16 protein-coding genes and 1 tRNA gene are annotated in these 16,220 nt (G+C 69.7%); 4 read left to right on the top strand and 13 right to left on the bottom strand.

The window, feature by feature from the left end:
• Window positions 1–259 precede the first annotated feature (259 nt).
• Window positions 260–1,246, bottom strand: a complete 987-nt coding sequence (locus tag GXW71_RS29805) for a hydrogen peroxide-inducible genes activator (RefSeq protein WP_211856361.1) — start codon at window positions 1,244–1,246, stop codon at window positions 260–262.
• A gap of 103 nt (window positions 1,247–1,349) precedes the next feature.
• Between GXW71_RS29805 and GXW71_RS29800 the strand changes: the two genes are divergently transcribed.
• From GXW71_RS29800 to GXW71_RS29785, 4 genes are all read left to right on the top strand, one after another.
• Window positions 1,350–1,925, top strand: a complete 576-nt coding sequence (locus tag GXW71_RS29800; protein WP_211856360.1) for a peroxiredoxin — start codon at window positions 1,350–1,352, stop codon at window positions 1,923–1,925.
• A 134-nt stretch (window positions 1,926–2,059) separates the two neighbouring features.
• Window positions 2,060–2,590, top strand: coding sequence for a carboxymuconolactone decarboxylase family protein (locus GXW71_RS29795; RefSeq protein ID WP_211856359.1), 531 nt, complete (start codon window positions 2,060–2,062; stop codon window positions 2,588–2,590).
• A gap of 118 nt (window positions 2,591–2,708) precedes the next feature.
• Window positions 2,709–4,085 (top strand): MBOAT family O-acyltransferase, encoded by a 1,377-nt coding sequence (locus tag GXW71_RS29790; protein WP_211856358.1) that lies wholly within the window; start codon window positions 2,709–2,711, stop codon window positions 4,083–4,085.
• Window positions 4,060–5,130, top strand: a complete 1,071-nt coding sequence (locus tag GXW71_RS29785; RefSeq protein ID WP_211856357.1) for a hypothetical protein — start codon at window positions 4,060–4,062, stop codon at window positions 5,128–5,130. The genes GXW71_RS29790 and GXW71_RS29785 overlap by 26 nt, the downstream gene beginning before the upstream one ends.
• Here the strand turns inward: GXW71_RS29785 and GXW71_RS29780 are convergent.
• The 12 genes from GXW71_RS29780 to GXW71_RS29725 form a co-directional block, all read right to left on the bottom strand.
• A complete protein-coding gene (locus GXW71_RS29780; RefSeq protein ID WP_211856356.1) occupies window positions 5,106–6,695 on the bottom strand; it encodes an ABC transporter substrate-binding protein in 1,590 nt (529 codons plus the stop codon). The two genes, GXW71_RS29785 and GXW71_RS29780, sit on opposite strands and share 25 nt — an antisense overlap.
• Before the next feature lie 74 nt (window positions 6,696–6,769).
• Window positions 6,770–8,155, bottom strand: a complete 1,386-nt coding sequence (locus tag GXW71_RS29775) for an amidohydrolase family protein (protein ID WP_211856355.1) — start codon at window positions 8,153–8,155, stop codon at window positions 6,770–6,772.
• Window positions 8,156–8,241: 86 nt separating this feature from the next.
• Complete coding sequence (locus GXW71_RS29770; RefSeq protein WP_211856354.1) at window positions 8,242–9,048, bottom strand: aspartate dehydrogenase; 807 nt, start codon at window positions 9,046–9,048, stop codon at window positions 8,242–8,244.
• A gap of 50 nt (window positions 9,049–9,098) precedes the next feature.
• The gene (cynS, locus tag GXW71_RS29765; RefSeq protein WP_211856353.1) at window positions 9,099–9,581 is read right to left on the bottom strand and encodes a cyanase; all 483 of its coding nucleotides are present in this window, start codon (window positions 9,579–9,581) and stop codon (window positions 9,099–9,101) included.
• A 22-nt stretch (window positions 9,582–9,603) separates the two neighbouring features.
• Entirely contained in the window at window positions 9,604–10,461 is an 858-nt protein-coding gene (locus tag GXW71_RS29760) for an ABC transporter ATP-binding protein (protein WP_211856352.1), read from the bottom strand.
• A 168-nt stretch (window positions 10,462–10,629) separates the two neighbouring features.
• Complete coding sequence (gene ntrB, locus GXW71_RS29755) at window positions 10,630–11,481, bottom strand: nitrate ABC transporter permease (RefSeq protein WP_211856351.1); 852 nt, start codon at window positions 11,479–11,481, stop codon at window positions 10,630–10,632.
• A complete protein-coding gene (locus tag GXW71_RS29750; protein ID WP_211856350.1) occupies window positions 11,481–12,821 on the bottom strand; it encodes a CmpA/NrtA family ABC transporter substrate-binding protein in 1,341 nt (446 codons plus the stop codon). The genes ntrB and GXW71_RS29750 overlap by 1 nt, the downstream gene beginning before the upstream one ends.
• Window positions 12,822–12,954: 133 nt before the next feature.
• Entirely contained in the window at window positions 12,955–13,530 is a 576-nt protein-coding gene (locus GXW71_RS29745) for an NlpC/P60 family protein (protein ID WP_211856349.1), read from the bottom strand.
• Between the two features lie 325 nt (window positions 13,531–13,855).
• On the bottom strand, window positions 13,856–14,641 hold the full coding sequence (locus GXW71_RS29740) for an SDR family NAD(P)-dependent oxidoreductase (RefSeq protein ID WP_211856348.1): 786 nt from the start codon (window positions 14,639–14,641) through the stop codon (window positions 13,856–13,858).
• Between the two features lie 90 nt (window positions 14,642–14,731).
• Window positions 14,732–14,807 (bottom strand) — tRNA-His (locus GXW71_RS29735).
• A gap of 39 nt (window positions 14,808–14,846) precedes the next feature.
• Window positions 14,847–15,938, bottom strand: a complete 1,092-nt coding sequence (locus tag GXW71_RS29730; RefSeq protein ID WP_211856347.1) for a sialidase family protein — start codon at window positions 15,936–15,938, stop codon at window positions 14,847–14,849.
• A 3-nt stretch (window positions 15,939–15,941) separates the two neighbouring features.
• Entirely contained in the window at window positions 15,942–16,211 is a 270-nt protein-coding gene (locus GXW71_RS29725) for a ubiquitin family protein (RefSeq protein WP_211856346.1), read from the bottom strand.
• Window positions 16,212–16,220 lie beyond the last annotated feature (9 nt).

Raw genomic sequence — 16,220 nt, 5'->3', positions numbered from 1 at the left:
TTTGCGGCGGCCCGACCGGGCCGCCGCAAACGGCAGGAACAAAACAAGGAGACTGTCAGCCATGTCTCCGGTCCAAACTGTCAGTGATGTCCCCGGCTAGACAAGGGGCTTTGCCCCTCCCGGACCCACCCCAGCAGGAGCCTGCAGGCCCCTGCACCCCGTTTACTTTGACGCCCTGATTGCCAGGGGGTCACCCGGCGGAAGACGCCGGGTGACCCCCTGGCAATCAGGGCGCCCAGTGAAGCAGGTCCAGGAGGCTCTAGCCTCCTGGCGGGTGAGGTCCGGAGAGAGCAGCGCCCTCTCCGGGGACAGCCCTCCCCCCGATGGCCGCCGCGATCACCGGGGCCAGGCCGCGGAATTCGGCGGCGCGGGGGCTGCGGGCGCGCCAGGCGAGGCCGAGGGTGCGGCGGGGCCCGCCGACGGCGGCGTCGCTCTCGACCGGGCGGAGTTCGACCCCAGCGCCGGCCAGAACGCCGCCATCGATCGAGAGCTTCGGCAACAGGGTCACGCCGAGCCCACCGGCCACCATCTGCACCAGCGTCTGGAGGGAGGTGGCGGCGAAGCCGTCCCCGGCGGCGGCACCCGGCAGGCCGCAGGCCGAAAGGGCGTGGTCGCGCAGGCAATGCCCGTCCTCCAGCAGCAGGAGCCGTTCGCCGCCGAGCGCCGCCACCGGGACGCGGGCACGCTCGGCCAGACGGTGCCCTTCGGGGAGCGCCGCCAGGAAGGGGTCTTCGGCGATGGCGAGGGTTTCGGCATCGCCCGTCGCAACCGGGAGCGCCAGCAGCAGCAGGTCCAGCCGGCCGGCCATCAGCCCTTCCAGTAGCCGCTCCGTCAGGTCTTCCCGCAGCCAGAGGCGCAGGCGGGGGAAGGCGTTGCGCAGCGCCGGCATCAGCCGCGGCAGCAGGAAGGGCCCGATGGTCGGGATCACGCCCAGGCGAAGCGGGCCGGAAAGCGGGTCGCGCGCCGTCGCGGCCGCCTCCGTCACCGCTTCCAGGGCGGCGAGCGCCCGGCGCGACTCGCGCAGGATCTCGAGTCCCAGGGGCGTGAAGACCGGCCGCTTGGCGCCGCTGCGCTCCAAAAGGGCAGCGTCGAGCTGGCGTTCGAGGGCGATGATTCCGGCCGAAAGCGTCGATTGGGTCACGCCACAGGCGGTCGCCGCCCGGCCGAAATGGCCGGTATCGGCGAGGGTGACGAGGTAGCGGAGCTGCTGGGGGCTCGGGAGGTGCCCACCGGGGAGCGGCTTCATCGAAACATCCGATGGTTTTGACGAAAACTATTCATTGGCACCTTTTGCTGCAGCGCGCCATATCCGGTGGGCACCGCAACACGAACTCCCCGGGGGTATTCGCATGCTGACTGTTGGCGACAGCTTTCCTGACTTCTCGCTCACGGCCGTGAAGGCCGGCCCCGAGGGCCTGGGCGGCCCGGGCGTTTCCTTCACCGAGATCAATTCGGCGACCGACGAGGGCAAGTGGAAGATCGTCTTCTTCTGGCCGAAGGACTTCACCTTCGTCTGCCCGACCGAGATTGCCGCCTTCGCCAAGCTTTCCGGCGAGTTCGCCGATCGTGACGCGGTGGTCTACGGCGTCTCAACCGACAGCGAGTTCGTGCACCTGAACTGGCGCGTCTACAACGACGACATCCGCGACCTGTCGATCCCGATGCTGGCGGACGTGAAGCGGGAGCTGTCCGGCGCCCTCGGCATCCTCGACAAGGAGGCCGGCGTGCCGCTGCGCGCGACCTTCATCGTCGACCCGAACGGCACCATCCAGTGGGCCTCGGTGAACGGCCTCAATGTCGGCCGCAATCCGCAGGAAGTGCTGCGCGTGCTGGACGCGTTGCAGACCGACGAGCTCTGCCCCTGCAACTGGGAGAAGGGCAAGGACGTGCTGAAGCCGCAGGAGCTGTTCTCCAAGGCCGCCTGAATGTCTTCGGGGCGCCATACGGCGCCCCGGAGCCTCCCGCATCCGATCGGGTGCGGGGGTGCGGCGAAGCGGCCTGCCCGGCGGGCCGCCTCCCCTCACCCGCTTCCCATCACCGCCCGTAAGAGGATCGCGCCATGTCGCTCGAGGCCCTGCGCAATGCGCTGCCCGAATATGCCAAGGACCTGAAGCTCAACCTCGGCAGCCTCGCCACCGAGCCGGTACTGACCCAGCAGCAGCTCGCCGGGACCTTCATCGCCTCCGCCCTCGCCTCCCGCAACGCGCAGGTGGTGCAGGCGATCACCGCGGAATTCGCGCCGAAGCTGTCGGCCGAGGCGCTGACCGCGGCGAAGGCGGCGGCCTCGATCATGGGCATGAACAATGTCTATTACCGCTTCACCCACCTGGTGGGCGGCGACTACCCGAAGCTGCCCGCCAAGCTGCGCATGAACGTCATGGCGAAGCCGGGCGTCGAGAAGGTGGATTTCGAGCTCTGGTCGCTTGCCGTCTCCGCGATCAATGGCTGCGGCATGTGCATGGAGGCGCATGAGAAGGTCGTCCTGCATGGCGGCCTCTCCAAGGAAGCCGTGCAGGCAGCGGTGCGAATCGCCGCCACCGTGCACGCGGTGGCCGCGACGCTGGACGGCGAGCAGGCGCTGGCCGCCTGATTTCCGGCTGATCCGGACGCCTTCCCAGGGGGTCGCGCTTGCCGCGGCCCCTTGGCTTGTCTAGGACGCCAGCGACGCCCTTCGCGAGCCTCGCCATGCCCGCCCACCCCGCCGCCCGATGCTGTTCAACTCGCAGGCCCTGATCCTCGGGCTGCTGCCGATCGCGCTCGCCGGCTGGTACGCGGCGCCGACTCGCGCGCTCCGCCAGATCTGGGCGATCGGCGCCTCCCTCGTCTTCTATGGCTTCTGGGACATCCGCTTCGTGCCGGTCCTGGTGGCGCTGACCCTGATCAACTGGGCGATCGGCCATGCGCATGAGCGCTGGCCGCGCGGCATCTGGCCGATCCTGGGCATCCTGTTGAACCTCGGCCTGCTCGCCTGGGTAAAGTATGCGAATTTCTTCGCCGAGAACGTCGCCTGGCTGGCGGGCGGGGGGCACGAGGCCTGGGACATCATCCTGCCGCTCGGCGTTTCCTTCTTTGTGTTCCAGAAGATCGCCTACCTGGTCGATCTCCGACGCGGGAAAGCGCATGCCTATCCGCTGCTCGACTTCGCGCTCTTCGTCACCTTCTTCCCACAGCTCGTGGCCGGGCCGCTGGTGCGGCACAACGAGATCATCCACCAGTTCGCACTCGATCCAAGGCGGCCGGAAGCGGCCGAAAACCTGACGCGCGGCGCGGTGCTGTTCATCATCGGGCTCGCGAAGAAGGTGCTGATCGCGGATACGCTGGCGCCGGTGGTCGACCGCCTCTTCACGCATGCGGCCGCGGGTGGCGCGCTCAACCTCGCCGAAGCCTGGGCAGCGGCGGGCGGCTTCGCGCTGCAGATCTATTTCGACTTCTCCGGCTATTCCGACATGGCGATCGGCCTCGCGCTCATGTTCGGGCTGCTGCTGCCGGCGAATTTCGATGCGCCCTATCGCGCGACCTCGATCCGGGATTTCTGGCGGCGCTGGCACATGACGCTGTCGCGCTTCCTGCGCGACTACGTCTACATCCCGCTCGGCGGCAATCGCGGCGGCGGCGGGCGCCAGGCGGCGAATGTCGTGGCGACCATGCTGCTCGGCGGCCTCTGGCACGGCGCGGCCTGGACCTTCGTCGCCTGGGGCGGGCTGCATGGCCTGGCGCTCGCCGTCAATGGCGCCTGGAACCGGGCGGGGCTCGCGATGCCCCGGCTGCTCGGCTGGGCGCTGACGCTGCTCTTCGTGACCGGCTGCTGGGTGCTGTTCCGCGCACCGGACTTTCCGACCGCCGCGGCGATGCTGCAGGCGATGGTGACCGGCGGCCCGGGACGCGTCGCGATCGACAATACCCAGGCCGCGGCGGCGATCGCTGGCGTCGCGGCAGCGCTGCTGGGACCGGCTTCGCACCGCTTCGCGCTGGAGCGGATCCGGCCGCAGCCGGCGCTGGCGCTGCCGGTAGCGGCGGCCCTCGTCTATCTGCTGCTGATCACCGGTGGGCGCCGCGCGCATGACTTCATCTATTTCCAGTTCTGACCCGCCCGGCGCCTGGGCGCGCTTCCTGCGCCGCTTCGCGGTGTCGGCTGGGGTACTGCTGGCCCTGGTCTACGGCTTCGTCGCGCTGGTCGATCCCTGGGGCGCACTGCCCCTCTCGCTGCCGATCGAGCGGCTGCCGGTGACGCAGAACCAGCGCTTCGCCTATCCGATGCTGGCCCGCGATTCCAGCTTCGATTCCGTCGTCATCGGCACCTCCACGCTGCGGCTCCTGGATCCCGTGCAACTGGATGCGTTGCTCGGTGGCCGCTTCGCCAATCTCGCGATGAACGACAGCACGGCCTGGGAGCAGATGCGGCTGCTGGACGTCTTCATCGACGCGCATGCGGCGCCACGGCAGGTGATCATCGGGCTCGACCGTCCCTGGTGCGAGGCGGGGCCGCTCCGGCGCCTCACCGACCGCCCTTTCCCGGAATGGATCTACGCGCCCTCCCGCTGGCGGGGTTACCGTGAGATCTTCAATCTTTATGCGATCGAGGAAGCCGGGCGACAGGTCGCGACCATCGCCGGCTGGGCGCGGCCGCGCTACGGCCGGGCTGGCTACGCCAATTTCCTGCCGGATGATTCGCGGCACGATCCGGCGCGGGCGCATGCGAATCTCTGGCCGCCGCAGGCGCCCTTGCCGCCGGCCATCCCGGGCCGGCAATTCGACTTCCCGCCGCATGCGCTCCTCGCCGAGCGGCTGCAGCGGCTGCCGGCCGGGATGCGGGCGCTGCTGGTGCTGCCGCCGATCCATATCGGATCCCAGCCACCGCCCGAGACCGCGGAGGGGCAGCGCTGGGCGCAATGCAAGGCCTCGATCATCAGGCTCGCGGCCAGCGTGCCGCAGGCCTTGCTCGTCGACTTCATGATCCCGAGCCCGATCACGCGCGAGGACGCGCATTACTGGGATTCGCTACATTACCGGCTGCCGGTGGCAACGACGGTCATGCAGGCGCTGGCCGGTGCCGCGCGCGGGGAAGCCTCGGCCGAAGGCCTCTACCGGCTCCCGGCCACGGAGGCTCAGGCCTTCTCGATATTCCAGTAGAACAGCGCCGGCGCGTTGATCAGGCCGCGCAGGTTGCGCCGATGCGCGATCACGCTGCGGTACTGGCCGAGCGGCACCTGCGTCGCATTCTCGAGATGCACGCGTTCCAGCCGTTTCAGGATCTCCTGCCGCTTCGCCGGATCGCTCTCGAAGGTCCAGGCTTCGGTCAGCTCCGGCACGCGGCGGTCGCAGGGCCAGCCGAACCAGGCATCCTCGCAATTGCGCACGAAGGTGTTGAGCAGCGGGTTGGAGATGCCGGTGATCGTCGCGTTGGTGACGAAGCAGTTCCAGCCCCCCTCCGCCGGCGCGGCGCGGGAGGCGCGACGGGACACCAGCGCGCTCCAGTCCATCGCCACCAGATCAAGGGTCACGCCCAGCCGCCGCAGCGCATCGGCGAGCAGCAGCGCGCCGGGATGCAGGGTGGCGTTGTCGGCCGGGTCCATCACCACAATGGGCCGGCCGTCATAGCCGCTGTTCCGGAACTGGCGCTGCGCGGTGGCGAGGTCCTGCCGTGGCCAGCCGAGCGCGTCGAACTGCGCATCCTCGCCGGCGGCACAGCCGAAGACCGCGGCGCATTCGCGTGACGGGCTGCGGTCGCCGACCGTCGCCTGCATGAAGTCGCTCTGCCGGATGACGCTCATCAAGGCGCGCCGTGCCGCGACCTTGTCGAAGGGTGGGTGCAGGTGGTTGAAGACGACAAAGAGCTGGTAGCCGAGCGGGTCGTTCGACGCGACCACCACGTCCCGCGCGCGTTGCAGGTGCTGCACCAGGTCGGGCGCCGGGCTTTCCAGCAGGTCGAGTTCGCCGGTGATGAGGCCATTCGCCGCGGTCGCGGAATCCGGTGTGTAGACGCTCTCGATGCGGTCGAGCTTCGCGAGCTTGCCGCCGGCCGCCTGGCTCGGCGGCTCGCTGCGCGGGACATAGCGGGCGAAGCGGTCGTAGACGACCTTGATGCCGGGCACCCAGGCGCTGCGGTCGAAGCGGAAGGGGCCGGAGCCGATCACCTCCGCGATCTGCTGCGTGGGATCGGTGCGTGCCAGGCGCTCCGGCATCATGAAGGGCACGTTGCTGTCGATCTTGCCGAGCGCGTCCAGCACGAAACCGACCGGGCGTTTCAGCTTCAGGCGGATGGTGCGCGCATCCGGCGCGTCCAGAGCCTCGGTGACCGCCATCAGCGCGCGGCCCATGCCGTCGCGGGCACCCCAGCGGCGGATGGATGCGGCACAGTCCGCGCCGGTCACCGGGGTGTCGTCGTGCCAGAGCAGGCCTTCGCGCAGGCGGAAGGTCCAGGTGAGGCCGCCGCCGGAGGTCTCCCACGCCTCGACCATCTGGGGTTGCGGACGGTTCTCGGCGTCGAGCGCGAAGAGCGTATCCCAGACCAGGTAGGCGTGGTTGCGGGTCAGGTAGGTGGTGGTCCAGATCGGGTCGAGCGCCCTGAGGTCGCCGATCGGCACGCTGCGCAGCAGGCGGCGCGGATCCTGCGCCATGGCCCGGCGCGACGCGGCGGAAAGGAAGGCAGGCGCGGCAAGGGCTGCCTGCAGCAGCGGACGGCGGCGAAGGGACATGGCGGCTCCTTGGTCGGACCGGCGTTCTGTCTCCCGAGGCCCGCAGTCTGCGCCGCCAGCCGCTTTGTATGCAATCAGATCGGCGGCGCGAAGCCGGCCGGCACTGCGATTTCCGGATGCTCCGCGAAGAGCTTCGCCCAGGCGCGGCGGGCGATCGCCTCCGCCTCCCGGATGATCGCCGGCTCGTCCATGGTGAGCACCCGGCCGTCGCGCATGATCCAGCGCCCGTCGACCATGACGCTCTCGACGTCGCTCGCCTGGCCCTGATGGACGAAAGCGGAGACCGGGCGCAGCCGCGGCACCAGATGCGCACGGTCGGTGCGGATCATGATCAGATCGGCGCGGTTGCCGGGCGCGAGCCAGCCGCCATCCGCGATACCCATGGCGCGATAGCCGTTGCGCGTCGCCCAGCGCAGCGCCTGCTCCGGCGTCGGGTTGCGGCCGTCCTCGCGACGGATGCGCTCCATGAAAAGGCCCGTCCGCATCACCTCCACCATGTCCTCGGCCATGTTGTCCGTGCCCATGCCGATAGTGCAGCCCTCTGCCTCCAGAACCGAGATGCGGGGCGACAGGCCGCGGCGGGCCGCGATGGCGGAGTTGAAGGCAACGGAGCTGCGGGCGCGACCGAGCAGGCGTTCCTCACTATGGGCCATGCAGCGGCAATGCGCGGCGATCAGGCGGTCGTGCAGGAAGCCAGACTTCTCCAGGTATTCGGTCGGCAGCAGGCCGCGATGCGCTTCGGTCGCCGCGACCTCGCCCCAGATCTGGTTGAGATGGATGGTGCAGACGCAGTCGAGTTTCTGCTGCAGCGCACGCAGCTTGCCGAGCAGTGCCGGCGTGCACATGTCGGGCGCCCAGGCAGCGACGCCGACGGCGATGCGGCCGCCCTCCGCACCGTTCCAAGCGGCGTGCAGGGCGGCGATGCGCTCAAGCCCCGCCTCCCCGAGCGCTTCATCGGCGACGAAGGGACCGGGATCGCCGATGCCGGCGCCCTTGCGGTCCCAGGCGCGCTCGGCGAGCAGCAGGCGCAGCCCGGTCGCCGCCAGGGGCTTCGCGTAGCCGGCGATGCCGGCGCCGTCCTCCAGCAATGCGGTGGTGCCGCTGCGGATCGCCTCCAGCGCGCCGAGCTGCACCATCACCGCATTCTCCTCGACCGAGAGGGTGGGCAGCGGAATGGGGGAGAGGCCACCGCAGAAGGGCGGCTTGTGCGGCGGCGAGAGGTCTTCGAAGACGCCGCGCGCCAGGGTCATGCCGAGATGGGTGTGGATATTGGCGAAGCCCGGCAGCACCGCACGGTCGGCGGCGTCCACGCGCTCGGCGTCCGGATAGGCCGCCAGGATCGCGTCGCTGCCGCCGAGGGCCGTGATGCGGCCCGCCTCGATCGCGATGGCGCTGCGGTGCATCACCCGGTCCTCGTCATCGCCGGTGACGATGGTGGCGTTGTGGATGACGAGGGTCATGGGTGCTCTCCACAGGGCAGATCGGCGCAGGGCGGAAGCGCCCGGAGCCGTGAATCTGCCCGCCAAACAAGGCTACGGGAAAGCGGTCAGCTTCCCACCTTCAGCGTGGAGGTCAATCCGCGCAGGCAGGCCAGGATCGAGAGCGGCGTGATCTTGCCGGTGCGCGGGTTCTCCTCGCTCGGCACGTTCTCAATCGTCATGGTCAGGCGGGCGGCGGCGGCCTCGACCCGGATGGTGTGGGTGTTGCGGGTCACCTCCGGATCGGCCCAGATCTCGACCATGGTGCGCTCGGGCCCGATGCCGGCCAGTGCCAGGGCGGCGGCGACGTTCACATTGGCCGGGAAACCCTGCGCCGCGTCGAAGGCATTGCCCTTGAAGACCAGGGTCTTCGTGGTGATGACGGTGACGTCGATCTTGTGCTTCTCGAGATAGGGCGCGCCGACCAGGCCGCGCGGCGGCTTCCGGGTCTCGATGGTGACGCTCTCCACATCACCTTCCGCCGCGGCGCGCACGGCATCGAGGCCAAGCAGCGCGCCGGTCGGCACGATGATCCGCGCACCGCTCCGCTTCGCCGCCTCGATCAGATGCATGCGCGGCAGCAGCGCGCCGCAGCTCGACGGCACGAAGATGCGGCCCTTGGCGACGGCCGCCGTCGCCACCTCCTCGAAGACCGCGGCCGGGGCCGCCTCCACCACGATATCAGCGACATCGGCGAGGCCGGCGAGCGAGGTGATGGCGGGCTTGCGCGTGAAGCCTGCCAGATTGGCCGCGGCCTTGGCATGGTCGCGCGCCGCGACGGCGGCGAGTTCCAACCCTTCGACCCCCTGATCCAGCGCCTTCGCCAGATGCAGGCCGATCGCCCCCAGCCCCGCGATCCCGACCTTCAATGCCATGCGTGCCTCCCTCGTCCAGAGGCGGCGTTAGCATGCCGGGCGGGCGCGGCCTACTCCTCCCGGAAGCCGTATTCGGGCAGGCCTTGCTCGCTGCCGTAATACTTGTAGGGCAGGAACTTGCCGCTCATGGTGAACTTCACCCGGTCGCCCTTCGGGTTGGGCAGGCGCTCGATCTCCATGTCGAAGTCGATCGCGGACATGATGCCGTCGCCGAACTCCTCCTCGATCAGCGCCTTCCAGGCGGGGCCGTTCACCATCACCAGCTCGTAGAAGCGATAGATCAGCGGATCGCTCGGCGGCATCGGGGAGCCGCGATAGGGCACCTCGTTCAGCATCGCCTGCTCCGCCGCGCTGAGGTCGAAGAGCGCGGCCGCCTTGGCGGCGAGGGGCTTCACGAGCTTCATCTGGCCGAGCAGCGCGCCGACGATCAGCACCGGCGAGACGCCGCCGATCTCTGCGCAGATGTGCTTCCAGCTCCATCCCTTCTCGCGCTTGATGTCGAGGATCTTCTCGGTGAGTTGGGCGCGGGTCATCGGCTTCTCCTTTCTTTCGGGGTCAAGGTGCGGCGAGCGCCGCAGGCGCATCGGCCGGGCGCAGCTCCGGCACGCGCCGCGGGTCCCAGCCCGCGGGAGGCGCACCGGCCAGCGTGCGGCTGCGGGTGATCAGGAATTCGAGGATATGGTCGCGGAGCGCGTGGTAGCCCGGCATCCGGTGCAGCGTCGCGCGCTGCCGCGGGCGCGGCAGCGTGTTCACCACGATTTCGGCGAGCCGCGCCTCCGGCCCATTGGTCATCAGCAGGATGCGGTCGGCAAGCAGGATCGCCTCATCGACGTCATGGGTAATCATGAAGGCGGTCTGGTCGGCCTCCGCGACCAGGCGCGCGACCTCGTCCTGCAGGACGCCGCGGGTCAGCGCGTCGAGCGCGCTGAAGGGTTCGTCCATCAGCAGCATCTTGGGCTCGATCGCCAGCGCGCGGGCGATGCCGACGCGCTGCTTCATGCCGCCCGAGAGCTGAGATGGCTTCTTCTCCGCCGCCTGTTCCAGCCCGACGCGGACGAGTGCCGCGCGCGCCGCCTCGCGCAGCCTGGCGCGCGGCCACCCGCGGTGCCGGCAGGAGAGTGCGAAACCGACGTTCTGCTCGGCTGTCATCCAGGGCATCAGCGCATGGCCCTGGAAGATCACGGCGCGGTCGAGCGATGGGCCTTCGATCGCCTGCCCGTCGACGATCACCTCGCCGGCGGAGGGCGCCTCCAACCCGGCCAGGATGTTCAGCACCGTCGTCTTGCCGCAGCCGGAATGCCCGACGACGCAGACGAACTCCCCGCGGTTCACGCCGAACCAGAGATCTTCGAAGACCGTGGCCCCGGGATAGCGGCGTGCGATGCCTTCGACCGAGACATAGGCGTGGCGCATCGCCTCAGAGCCCGTTTGGGAAGGGTGCGGCGACGATCTGGCGAGGCATTTTTTGTCCCTGTCGTGTCGGATGACGCAGCCGATGCTGGTGGCCTCGGCGAGGAGGCCGGCGCGGCAGGGGCGGAAAAGGCCCGTCAGATCGCCCCGCAGCCATTCTCAAACGGGCCCTCACTCCTGCCAGGCGACGGCGCCGGCGACCCAGCCGAGCAGCCGGTCGAGCAGCAGGCCGACCACGCCGATCAGCAGGATCGCGATGACGATGTCGGCGAGCGAGAGGTTGTTCCACTGGTTCCACACCCAGTAGCCGATGCCGGTGCCACCCACGAGCATCTCGGCCGCCACGATTACCAGCCAGGCGATGCCGATCGAGATGCGCATGCCCGTGAGTATCGTCGGCGCCGCTGCCGGCAGGATGACGCGGAGCGCGGTTTTGAGCCGCCCCGCTTCGAGCGTGCGAGCGACGTTCAGCCATTCGCGCCGCACGCCGGCGACACCGAACGCCGTGTTGAGCAGCATCGGCCAGACGGAGCAGATGAAGATGACGAAGACTGCGGAGATCGAGCTGTCCTTGATGGTGTAGAGCGCGAGCGGCATCCAGGCGAGCGGGCTCACCGGCCGCAGCACCTGGATGAAGGGGTTGAGTGCCGCCGCCAGCAGCGGCGACATGCCGATCAGGAAGCCGAGCGGGATCGCGACCAGCGCCGCCAGCGCGAAGCCGATGCCGACGCGCCCCAGCGAGTAGGCGATCTGGATGCCGATGCCCTGGTCGTTGGTGCCGCGGACATAGAAGGGGTCACGCAGGAGCTGCCAGAGCCGCGCGCCGATTTCCGACGGCATCGGCATCGGCGTCTGCCCGCCTTGCGCCGCCGCGGCGCCGACCAGCGCCGCGTATTCGGGATCGATCGCGGTGCCGCCCACCGCGCCACCACTGCGCGCGGCGAATTCCCAACCACCGAGCAGCAGCGCGAGCAAGGCGAGCGAGAGCAGCGCCGCCCGCCAGAACGGCACCTGAGTTTGCATCAGCGGCGCATTGGGAGCGACGCGAGATAGCCCGCGGGGTCGGCGGGATCGAAGCGGCGGCCGCCGATCACATGTTCCCTGACCGTGCTCTCGGGCACCGGCAGGCCGACCTCGCGCATCGCGCGGCCGGCATCGAGGGCGAGAAAGACCTGCTCCGCGACCGCGCGGTAGTCGACATCGCGGGTGAGCTGCCCCCAGCGGCGCATCTGGGTCAGGATCCACATCGCCATGGAATGCCAGGGGAAGGGATCGAAGCCGATGCGGTCCGGCACCCGCTGCACGCGGCCAAGCCCATCGGCGAAGGTGCCGGTCAGCACCTGCTCGACCACGGTCGGCGGCTGGTTCAGGTAGTTCTGCGCCGCGATCGCCTGCGCCACCTCGCGCCGGTTCTCGGGCTTGTTGGCGTGCGCCGTCGCCTCGACGATCGCGCGCATCAGGGCGGCGAAGGTGTTCGGCATGCTCTGGACCATCTCGCGCGGCACCGCGAAGGCGCAGCAGGGGTGGCCGTCCCAGAATTCCTTGGTCAGCACATGGATGAAGCCGACGCCGTCGAAGACGGCGCGCTGGTTGAAGGGATCAGGGCCGAGATAGCCGTCGATATTATCGGCGCGCAGATTGGCGACCATCTCCGGCGGCGGCACGGCGCGGATCTGCACGTCGCGATCGGGGTCGATGCCATGCGCGGCGAGGTAGTCGCGCAGCAGGTAGTTGTGCATCGAGAAGTCGAAGGGCACGGCGAAGCGGAAGCCCTTCCAGTCCTTGGGGTCGCGCTTCTCGCGATGCTTCATCGCCAAGGTGATCGCCTGGCCATTGGTGTTCTCGATCGCCGCCACCGCCCAGGGGATCGGGTTCGCGACCCCGACGCCGAGCGAGATCGCGAGCGGCATCGGCGCCAGCATATGCGCGGCGTCGTATTCGCGGGCGAGCGCACGGTCGCGGATCACCGCCCAGCCGGCGGTGCGGATGACCTCCACATTCAGGCCGTGGCGCGCATAGAAGCCCATCGGATGCGCCATGATGATCGGCGTCGCGCAGGTGATCGGGATGAAGCCGATCTTGAGGTCGCGCTTCTCCGGTGCGGCCGGCGCCTGGGCCAGGGCTTCGCGGGCGTGGCCCATCGGGAAGACGCCGCCGATCGCGGCCATCAGCGTCGCGGCGCCGAAGCGGCCGAGCATGGCGCGGCGGGTCGGGCCATCGGGGAAGACTGCGCGCAGCACCGCCTCATCGACCGCCGCGCCATGCGCGCCGGTGCCGTCCGCGGGCGCCGCACAGGCGAAGCCCGGTTCGTGCGGAGCTGCGCAGCCGCAGGGCGCGAAGGGGGTCCTGGTCAGGCGGGCCATGGGCGTCTCCGGCAGGGTTTCCTGGCGGAGTAGCAATGCCCGTGCCGCAGGCAGTCAGCGCCGCCGGGCGCGGCTCAGGCCGGATTCCGCGCGAATTCCAGGCGGATCGCCCAAATCCGCGCCAGGTGGCGCGTCAAGCCGCGTATTCGCCGAGGAAGGCCCAGTTGTTGTTGCCCTTGAGGTAGCGGCGGAGCGTGCTCGGCCAGGTGTGCTTGCCGTCCAGATTGATGAAGAGGCGATGGCCCTGGTTGACCGCATCGCCCGCGATCCAGGCGAGCTGGTAGCAAAGGATGACCAGCTCCGAGCAATAGACGTGCTTGACCACGCCCTGGTCGTTCTTCAGCCGCTCCCGGTACTTCTCCAGCCGGGCGCGGGTGCCGCCGCCGACATTGTGGGTGCTGAAGGTGCTCTTGATGCCGGCGCGCGTGATCCCGTAGGTCGCGCTGGCCTTGATCTCGACCGCGATGTTGGTGACCTGGCCGGCCTCATCCTTGCTCAGCACGGGCGCCGGCCGGAACACTTCCGCCTCGTTGCCCCAGAGATCGATGTCGGTGCTGACGATGCCCTTGCCCGTGGCATGGATGATGTCGAGCCCGTCCACCACGATGCCGCAATGCGCCGGCTTGAAGGTGCTGGTGTTGATGAAGATGTCGCCCGGCTTCAGCAGGTCGCGCTTGAAGCCGGCATTGGGCTTGTAGAAGGTGGCCATGGCTGACGCTCGCGATCCGGCGTCGCCACCACGGGGTCCCGGGATCGGGGCCGGCCGCCGGCGACCGGCGGCCAGACCCTAAGGGGGGATAGCTACCAAAGCGTTATGATCACGCCCGGCCTTTCCCGTCAGCGGATCAGCGACGCCGTGTTACGGCGCGCTCAGAGACCTTTTGGAAAAGGCGGCGGCGGAGGGGTGGCGAGGGATTTTTCGTCCCGGGCGTGCTGGCTGACGCAGCCGATGCTGGTTGCATCGGCGAGGAAGCCGGTGCGCCAGGGGCGGAAAAGACCCGCCAGACCGACCCGCAGCCTTTCCAAAAGGGCTCTCAGACCACCGGGCTGCGGCCGCCATCCACATTGAGCGCGGTGCCGGTGATGTAGCCGCCGCCTTCCGAGCAAAGGAACAGCGCGGTCGCCGCGAATTCCTCGGCCTTGCCGAGGCGGCCGAGCGGCACGGTCTTGCCCTGCTCCGCCTTCCATTCTTCCCAGGTGATGTTCCGCTTCTCGGCGGCGTGGCGGCGCACCCATTGGTCGCTCTCGATGATGCCGACCAGCAGTGCGTTCACCAGCACGTTGTGCTTGGCACCCTCATGCGACAGCACCTTGGTCAGCGCCATGCCGGCGGCGCGGGAGACGGCGGTCGGCGCGCCTTCGCCCGGCGGTGCCTTGGCGCCGACATTGAGCACGTTGATGATCCGGCCCCAGCGTCGCTCCTGCATGCCCGGCATCACCGCACGGGTCAGCCGGATCGCGGCGAAGAGCTTTAGGTCGAGATCGGCCTGCCAGAGCGCGTCGGTGACCTGCAGGAACGGCCCGCGCTGGGAGGTACCGGCATTGTTGACCAGGATGTCGATCGGCCCGAGCGCCGCGACCGCCGTCTCCACCGCCTGCGCGCAGCCCGCCTCGGTGCTGATATCAGCGGAGACCGCGGCGAGCTTCGCCTCCGGCAACTCGGCGCGCAGCTTGGCTTCGGCGGCTTTCAGCGCCTCCTCCCCGCGCGCGACCATGGCGACCGCGCCGCCGGCACCGGCAAAGGCGCGCGCCATGGCGAGGCCGAGGCCCTTGGAGCCGCCGGTGATCAGGGCCGTGCGGCCCGCGAGACTGATCTGCATGGATATCCCCTCCTGTGTTCGGGACACAGGGCGCACCCGGACGCGCAGTCCGTCAAGGTCGAGACGGCGATGAACGGGAGGGGAAGAGGGTGGGGCGACCTACGGGGCTCGAACCCGTGACATTCGGCACCACAAGCCGACGCTCTGCCAGCTGAGCTAAGGCCGCCACACAGGGGCGGGGACATAAGGCCGGGACGTCATCGCGTCAACTGCGGACGAAGGCCACCTGCGCGATCGGCGGCAGATGCGCCGAGACCAGGCGCCAGTGCGCGCCGCCCGCCTCCCCGATCCAGAGATTGCCGGTGGTGGAGCCCATCGCGAGGCGCTCCCCCGTCGCGTCCACATCCATCGCGTGGCGGTAGATCAGGTCATAGGCGCCCTCCCCCGGCAGCCCGGTGCCGAGCGTCTCGAAGCTCGCGGCGGCGTCGCGGGTGCGGGTGACGACTAGGCGGCCATCGACCGGCACCCGGCATTCGTCCTTCACGGCCGGGACGAACCAGGCGGTGGCGGGATCGGCCGGATGCGCCACCGCCGCGAAGCCGAAGCCCGATGGCGCCGGCGGCGCGATTGTCGTGAAGCTGGCGCCGCGGTCGGTGGAGCGGAACAGCCCATTGTGGTGCTGGCACCAGATGACGTCGGGTGCCGCTGCGCAATGCGCCAGGCGGTGCGGATCCTGGATCGCGCGATCATCGGTGCGGCCGGGCGGCATGTAGTCGGCCCTGAGCCCGGCGCCACCGAGCACCCAGGTGGCACCGGCATCCTCGCTGAGCCAGACGCCGCCGCAGGAGATGCCGACGGTCAGCCGGCGGGAATCGCGCGGGTCGACCAGGATGGAATGCAGGCCCGGATGGTCGTAGCCGCCGCCGAACCATTGGGCACGTTCCGATACCGTCCAGAGGCTGTCGATGCGGGTCCAGCTTTCGCCCCGGTCGGTGCTGCGGAACAGCGCGGCGGGCAGCGTCCCGGCCCAGAGCAGGCCGGGCTCGTCGGCGCCGCCGGCGGCGAGCGTCCAGATCATGTCGACGGCAGGCGCTTTCTCGCCAGCGTCGGGCTCCGGCGGGAAGGCAGGCGCCGGCAGCTCTGTCCAGGTCTCGCCGTCATCGGCGGAGCGGTGCAGCTTCACCCCGAAATGCCCGAGCCGCAGCGCGGCGTAAAGCGCGCCATCGCGCGGATCCCGCAGCACGGCGGAAACCGGCTCGCCCAGGAAGGCGGGCGGGCCGAAGCACCAATGCCCTTCCGTGCCCTCGATTCCCGTGAACAGCCCCTTGCGGGTGGCAACGAGAAGCGATCCGGCCATGCCTCATCCTCCCGACAGCGCCTGGAAGACGATGATCTCGTCCTCCGCGCCGACCGGATCGGAGAGCCCGGCGCGGTCGGCGATGGCGCGATCGCCGACGAAGATGGTGACGTGCCGGCGCAACCGCCCCTGCTCGTCCAGCACATAGGAGCGCAATCGCGGATTGGCCGCGAAGACGGTGTCGAACGCGGCGCGCACTGTTGCCGCCTGCACCTCGGCCGGCGGGCAGTCCAGATGGCGGCGCAGATTGGCTGTGAAGCTGACCCGCGCCATCGGCCCTCC

It is taken from the genome of Plastoroseomonas hellenica (assembly GCF_018129085.1).
In the GTDB taxonomy this organism is placed as follows: Bacteria; Pseudomonadota; Alphaproteobacteria; order Acetobacterales; family Acetobacteraceae; genus Plastoroseomonas; species Plastoroseomonas hellenica.
Note: the sequence above shows the minus strand (reverse complement) of the source record. Positions and strands in the feature narration are given on the sequence as shown.

Bases quoted from the DNA above. Each gene is read 5' to 3' on its own strand.
- GXW71_RS29805 (WP_211856361.1), bottom strand. From the start codon at position 1,246: ATGAAGCCGCTCCCCGGTGGGCACCTCCCGAGCCCCCAGCAGCTCCGC.
- GXW71_RS29800 (WP_211856360.1), top strand. From the start codon at position 1,350: ATGCTGACTGTTGGCGACAGCTTTCCTGACTTCTCGCTCACGGCCGTG.
- GXW71_RS29795 (WP_211856359.1), top strand. From the start codon at position 2,060: ATGTCGCTCGAGGCCCTGCGCAATGCGCTGCCCGAATATGCCAAGGAC.
- GXW71_RS29790 (WP_211856358.1), top strand. From the start codon at position 2,709: ATGCTGTTCAACTCGCAGGCCCTGATCCTCGGGCTGCTGCCGATCGCG.
- GXW71_RS29785 (WP_211856357.1), top strand. From the start codon at position 4,060: ATGACTTCATCTATTTCCAGTTCTGACCCGCCCGGCGCCTGGGCGCGC.
- GXW71_RS29780 (WP_211856356.1), bottom strand. From the start codon at position 6,695: ATGTCCCTTCGCCGCCGTCCGCTGCTGCAGGCAGCCCTTGCCGCGCCT.
- GXW71_RS29775 (WP_211856355.1), bottom strand. From the start codon at position 8,155: ATGACCCTCGTCATCCACAACGCCACCATCGTCACCGGCGATGACGAG.
- GXW71_RS29770 (WP_211856354.1), bottom strand. From the start codon at position 9,048: ATGGCATTGAAGGTCGGGATCGCGGGGCTGGGGGCGATCGGCCTGCAT.
- cynS (WP_211856353.1), bottom strand. From the start codon at position 9,581: ATGACCCGCGCCCAACTCACCGAGAAGATCCTCGACATCAAGCGCGAG.
- GXW71_RS29760 (WP_211856352.1), bottom strand. From the start codon at position 10,461: ATGCGCCACGCCTATGTCTCGGTCGAAGGCATCGCACGCCGCTATCCC.
- ntrB (WP_211856351.1), bottom strand. From the start codon at position 11,481: ATGCAAACTCAGGTGCCGTTCTGGCGGGCGGCGCTGCTCTCGCTCGCC.
- GXW71_RS29750 (WP_211856350.1), bottom strand. From the start codon at position 12,821: ATGGCCCGCCTGACCAGGACCCCCTTCGCGCCCTGCGGCTGCGCAGCT.
- GXW71_RS29745 (WP_211856349.1), bottom strand. From the start codon at position 13,530: ATGGCCACCTTCTACAAGCCCAATGCCGGCTTCAAGCGCGACCTGCTG.
- GXW71_RS29740 (WP_211856348.1), bottom strand. From the start codon at position 14,641: ATGCAGATCAGTCTCGCGGGCCGCACGGCCCTGATCACCGGCGGCTCC.
- GXW71_RS29730 (WP_211856347.1), bottom strand. From the start codon at position 15,938: ATGGCCGGATCGCTTCTCGTTGCCACCCGCAAGGGGCTGTTCACGGGA.
- GXW71_RS29725 (WP_211856346.1), bottom strand. From the start codon at position 16,211: ATGGCGCGGGTCAGCTTCACAGCCAATCTGCGCCGCCATCTGGACTGC.